The sequence below is a fragment of the Mesorhizobium sp. M4A.F.Ca.ET.022.05.2.1 genome (assembly GCF_003998845.1).
In the GTDB taxonomy this organism is placed as follows: domain Bacteria; phylum Pseudomonadota; class Alphaproteobacteria; order Rhizobiales; family Rhizobiaceae; genus Mesorhizobium.
The window spans coordinates 1-5,279 of sequence record NZ_RZOJ01000418.1 but is presented as its reverse complement, the minus strand read 5'-3'; the positions used below and the strand labels follow the sequence as shown (position 1 = coordinate 5,279).

The following is a 5,279-nucleotide window of genomic DNA, read 5'->3' as shown; positions in this document are numbered from 1 at the left end:
GGTGTCGTGGCATGTACGGAGCCGATGCTGTCGGGCCGCAAATTGCAGACCGACATGGTGATCGCCGGGAACGGGTGCAGCGGGTCGCCCAGCCGGTCCGTCGACAAGGGCTGGACGTGGTATTCCAGGTCCGGCGTCGCCATCGACGGATCGGATTTGCTGAACATGCCGAACTGGCTTGGCGCCATCGACATCGGTCCCGACCGGGCAAACGCATATTGCAGCGCGATCCGCGCCTTGCCGGTCAGGCTGTTGGCAAGGGTGTTGAGCGTCAGCGCCGACGACACTTTGTAGACAGTGCGGATCTGCAGGTGGTCCTGCAGGTTCTCACCGACATCGGGGCTGGCGTGAACCAAATCGATGCCGAGCGAGGCGAGGCGATCCGGCTGGCCGACACCGGAAAGCTCCAGCAGTTTCGGCGTGTTGATTGCGCCGGCCGTCAGCAACACCTCTCGCCTGGCGCTGGCCTGACGTGCCTCGCCGCCGGCGAGGTAGCCGACCCCCGTAGCCCGCTTGCCCTCAAACAGCACCTTCTCGACATGCGCGTTGGCGACCAGCCGCAGGTTGGGCCGCCGCAGCGCCGGGCGCAGGAATGCCTTGGCGGTGTTCCAGCGCACCCCCTTGCTCTGGTTCACCTCGAAGAAGCCGGAACCCTCATTGTCGCCGTCGTTGAAATCCTCGCGCGGCATGATGCCGAATTCCTTCGCCGCGTCCTGCACCGTGTTCAGGATCGGCCAGGACAGGCGCTGCCGCGCCACTTTCCATTCGCCGCCGGAACCATGCAGCCTGGTCTTGCCGCCATGATGGTCTTCGGATCTGAGGAAATACGGCAGTACGTCGTCCCAGCCCCAGCCGACATTGCCCATCTGCCGCCAGCCGTCATAGTCCGCAGCCTGGCCACGCATGTAGATCATGCCATTGACCGATGTGCAGCCGCCCAGCACCTTGCCCCTGGGATAGACCAGAGAGCGGCCGTTCAAGCCGGCTTCCGGCGCCGTCTTCATCATCCAGTCGGTGCGCGGATTGCCGATGCAATAAAGATAGCCGACAGGAATGTGCACCCAGTGGTAATTGTCGCTGCCGCCGGCCTCGAGCAGCAGCACGCGCGTCGCCGGATCTTCGCTCAGGCGGTTGGCCAGCACGCAGCCGGCCGTACCCGCGCCGACGATGATGTAGTCGTAGTCGCCGTCCAGCCTTTGGGTCATTCTGCTGCTCTGCCTGGTCCTGCGGCCTGTTCGGTCCAGAACGATCGCAGCGCATCGGCGAGGCCGCAATAGGCGCGATAACGCCTGGCATAATGTCGCTGCATTGCCGGGTCCGGACGGTAGGCGGCGCGCTGACGGGTCATGGCGTCGACGCCGGACTCATAGTCGGCGAACAGTCCGACCGCCACGCCGGCGCCGATCGCCGCGCCAAGCGCGCCGGTCTCGCGGGCTTCAGGAACGGTGATCGGTACGCCGAGCCCGTCGGCGAAAATTTGCGGCCAATGTTCGCTGCGGGAGCCGCCGCCGGATAGCACCGCCTTGTCGAAGCTGACGCCGGCGTGTTTCAACACATCGATGTGGCGCCGGTGCTCGAACATGACGCCTTCGAACAGCGCGCGCAGCAGATGGCCTTCCCTATGCCAGCCGGCCAGGCCGTAGAAGCCGGCGCGGAACTCGGCGCCCTGGCCCGAGCCGTAGAGGAACGGGTGGAAAATCGGGTCGTCCCAGGCCGGCGTGACTTCGCCGACAGCTGCGTTGCAGTGGCCGAACGGATCGTCGTGGTGGCTGCCGCGCTCGACGAATTCGCCCACGTACCATTCAAGATTGGCGGCCGATGTCGCGCTGGATTCGATGTTGACGAAGCGGCCGGGGCCGAAACGCGCGACCATGAAAACATCGGGATCGACAACCGGCGCGGCGGAGAAAACCTGGTTGACCGACCAGGTGCCGGCAATGATCGAGGCTTCGCCGGGGCGCACGACGCCGGCCCCCATGGCGCTGGCGACAACGTCGAAATAGCCGGCGATGACCGGCGTGCCTTCTGCCAGCCCGGTTTCATCGGCCGCGCTGGCGGTGACCGCCCCGGCAATGTCGGCGCTGTCGAGCAGCCGCGGCAGTTTTGCCTGCGCGTCCTCGATGCCGTAGAGCGCCAGAAGCTCGCCATCATAGATGCCTTCGGGCATGCGGACGAGGCCGCAGCCGGACATGTCGGAGACATCGCTCACCTGCTCTCCGGTGAGGCAAAAGGCGATGAAATCCTTGCACAGCATCGCCGTGCCGGTCGCGGCATAAAGGTCGGGTTCATGCTGCTTGACCCAGGCCAGCAAGGTTGGCGTCTGCGCCGGCCAGGGCTTTTGCAGGCAGATCGCGTGCAGGGCCCCGGCGTTGCGCGAAGCCAGCTCCGCCGCCATGCCGGCGGCGCGGGTGTCGAGCGACTGGATGCCGATCAGCGGGGTGCCGGCGCGGTCGATCAGATAGAGGCCGTTGCCATGGCCGGCGCAGCCGACAGCGGCGATCTGGCGTGCGTCGATACCAGCCTGCGCAATGCAGCGGCGGATGGCGTCGCGCGCAGCGGCCCACATATCGCCGAGGTCGCGTTCGACATAGCCGGGCTGCGGCGTGTGCGAGCGCCCGGCGACGGTGTGCATGGCGACCTGCCGCCCGGCGAGGTCGAACAGTACCGCCTTGATGATGGTGTTGCCGGCGTCGAGACCGAGCAGATATGCGGCCTGATCAGCCATTGTTGTAGATTTCCCAGGCCTCTTCGCCGCCGGCGTCCTTGTGGACCATCGCCATCAGCGCGTTGACCACCGCCTTCGGGTTGGCATGCTGATAGATGTTGCGGCCATAGACCAGCCCTTTGGCGCCTTGTCTGAGCAGGGCCGACGATTTTGCCAGCACGGTCCTAAGGTCGTCCTTGCCGCCGCCGCGCACCAGCACCGGCACGCGCGCCGCCTCGACGACGCGGTGGAAATCCTCAGGCCGGGCCGTCGGATCGGCCTTGATGATGTCGGCGCCCATTTCGGCGGCGAGCCGCACCAGGGTGACGATCTTCTCGGCGTCGCCGTCGACCTGATAGCCGCCGCGCACATCGTTGGGCAGCATCACCAGCGGTTCGATCATCAAGGGCATGCCGTATCTGTGGCAGGCAGCGCGGACCTTGCTGATGTTTTCGACGCATTGGCGAAACAGCTCCGGCTCGTCGGGAAGCATGAACAGGTTGACGACGACGCAGGCTGCGTCCAGCTCCAGCGCGCCGATGATCGGCTCGTCATGATTCTGCAGCATCGACCACATCACGCGGTGGCGCTGGGCGTTGTAAGGATTACCCATGTCGATGCGCATGACCAGCGCCGGCTTGTCCTTGTCCGGCCGCGATTGCAACAGATCGGCCTGCCCGTAGGCGAGTTGCAGCGCGTCCGGACCTACCGCGATCAGCGTGTCGATGACTCGCGGCATGTCCTCCAGGCCGACGAGAAAATCCGGTTCATTGCAGACGCCGTGATCGAGCGCCACGTCGAGGCAATTGCCGTTGGTGAACATCCGGTTCATGCGGGCCTTGGCGCTGACCTTCATTTTCTGCTCCTGAAATCGTGCGTTGGACGAGCATCTCCTGCGAGACGCCGTGATAGGTGTCGAGTTCGGCAACCAGGCCCTGCACCTCGCGGTCGCGATGCTCATCGCTCCAGCCGCGCTCGGCGGCCAGTGCGTCGGCGATGCGTTCGATGGATGCCATCGAGATGTCGCCGCAAATGGCAAGCGATGTGCGGCGCAGGATAAGGTCCGACAGACAGGTTACGAACTCATGCCGGGTCAGGTAGACGATTTCGGCTGCCGTCGTTTCGGTCCTGCTGTCCAGTCTGACATCGTCGGGACGCCCGCCGCAAAACAGGACGATGTCGCGCGCACCGCTGCCATAGCGGTCGACAAGATACGCGGCGCGGGCGCCGCCGATCGCGAACTCACCAGCCAGATCGGCCGCCAGCGACGCCGGGTCCCGGGGGAAGCCGAGGCCGCCGCCGATCGGCATGGTCAGCGTGCCGCAAAGGCGCTCGCGGCCAAGCTCGGCCAGCACTGCGTCGGCCGCCTGTTCGGCGAAGGCGCGGAAGGTCGTCCATTTGCCGCCGATCATGCAGAACTGCGGGATGTCGCCGGCAATGCGATGCACGGAATGGCCGCGCGAAATCCTGCCGGTGAAGGCATGGTCGCTCTTCGGCAGCGGCCGGATGCCGCTATAGGTGAACACGATGTCGGAGGCGTGAACCGGAATAGCCGGAAAGACCAGCCGTGCCGCCGCCAGTATGTAATCGGCTTCCGCCGGTTCGCAGCGCACGCGTCTGGCTTCGCTGACGCGAATATCGGTCGAACCGACCAGCACCTTGCCGAGATAGGGGAACATAATGCAAACCCGGCCGTCGGCGTTCTCGAAGAAAATCATGTGGCCGCCAAGTGCCTGGTAAAGCGGCTCGTTGTTGAGGATGAGGTGTGAGCCCTTGGTGCCCTCGACCAGCGGTGCAGCAGGCTTTTCGGATGCGTCGAGCCGGGCGATGGCCGAATCGAGCCATGCGCCTGTCGCATTGACGATTGCCTTGGCGATGACAGGGAAGCGCTCGTTGGTTGTCGTGTCGATAAGTTCTAAGGCTGAACCGACGCGCGTGATCTCGGCGCGGTTGAGCGCCAGGCTGTCGGGCGCCAGGCGTCCGGCATCGAGCAGCAGTTCGATGCCCAGCCGTTCCGGATAGCTGATCCAGGCGTCGTAGTAGGTGGCGGAAAAGCGCAGCATCGGGTCGAGCGCCGGCCATTGCGCGAATGTCATCCTGGCGCCGCGGAAATTGTGGCGCGGCAGCGCCCGGCGCTTGCGCGTCGTCCAGTCATAGAGCGCGAGCCCCGCCTTGATCGCCAGTGCGCCGCGGCTGGAAGGAGCGTCAGAAAGCCCGAGAAGGCCTGCCGCCCCGTTCATCAGCCCTGAGAAGACGGTGCGGATCGGAATTACAGTCGGCAATGGCCGCACCATATGCGGCGCATTGGCCAGCAGCGCATCGCGTTCGCGCAACGATTCCTGCACCAGGCCGAACTCGCCATTCTCGAGATAGCGCAGACCGCCATGGATCATGCGCGAGGGGGCCGCACTGCAGCCCGAGCAGAAATCGTTGCGCTCGACCAGCAGCACCTTCAGGCCCTGCAGCGCCAGTTCGCGGAAAACGCCGATGCCGTTGATGCCGCCGCCCACGACGACGACATCGAACGCGCCATCCTGGCGGATCTTGTCGAGGATGAGGCTTCTCTGGTCAGGCA

The 5,279-nt window shown here is 65.3% G+C and carries 4 protein-coding genes; all 4 read right to left on the bottom strand.

Annotation, left to right across the window (positions count from 1 at the left end; genetic code table 11):
- Positions 1–1,205 (bottom strand): GMC family oxidoreductase (locus EN745_RS29340; protein ID WP_145992188.1); only part of this gene is annotated, 1,205 nt, incomplete at its 3' end.
- Positions 1,202–2,725, bottom strand: a complete 1,524-nt coding sequence (locus EN745_RS29335; RefSeq protein WP_127422853.1) for an FGGY-family carbohydrate kinase — start codon at positions 2,723–2,725, stop codon at positions 1,202–1,204. The genes EN745_RS29335 and EN745_RS29340, both read right to left, overlap by 4 nt.
- Complete coding sequence (locus EN745_RS29330) at positions 2,718–3,560, bottom strand: class I fructose-bisphosphate aldolase (protein ID WP_126057490.1); 843 nt, start codon at positions 3,558–3,560, stop codon at positions 2,718–2,720. The genes EN745_RS29335 and EN745_RS29330 overlap by 8 nt, the downstream gene beginning before the upstream one ends.
- On the bottom strand, positions 3,472–5,259 hold the full coding sequence (locus tag EN745_RS29325; RefSeq protein ID WP_127422854.1) for a glycerol-3-phosphate dehydrogenase/oxidase: 1,788 nt from the start codon (positions 5,257–5,259) through the stop codon (positions 3,472–3,474). Before EN745_RS29325 ends, EN745_RS29330 begins: the two co-directional genes overlap by 89 nt.
- Positions 5,260–5,279: the final 20 nt, after the last annotated feature.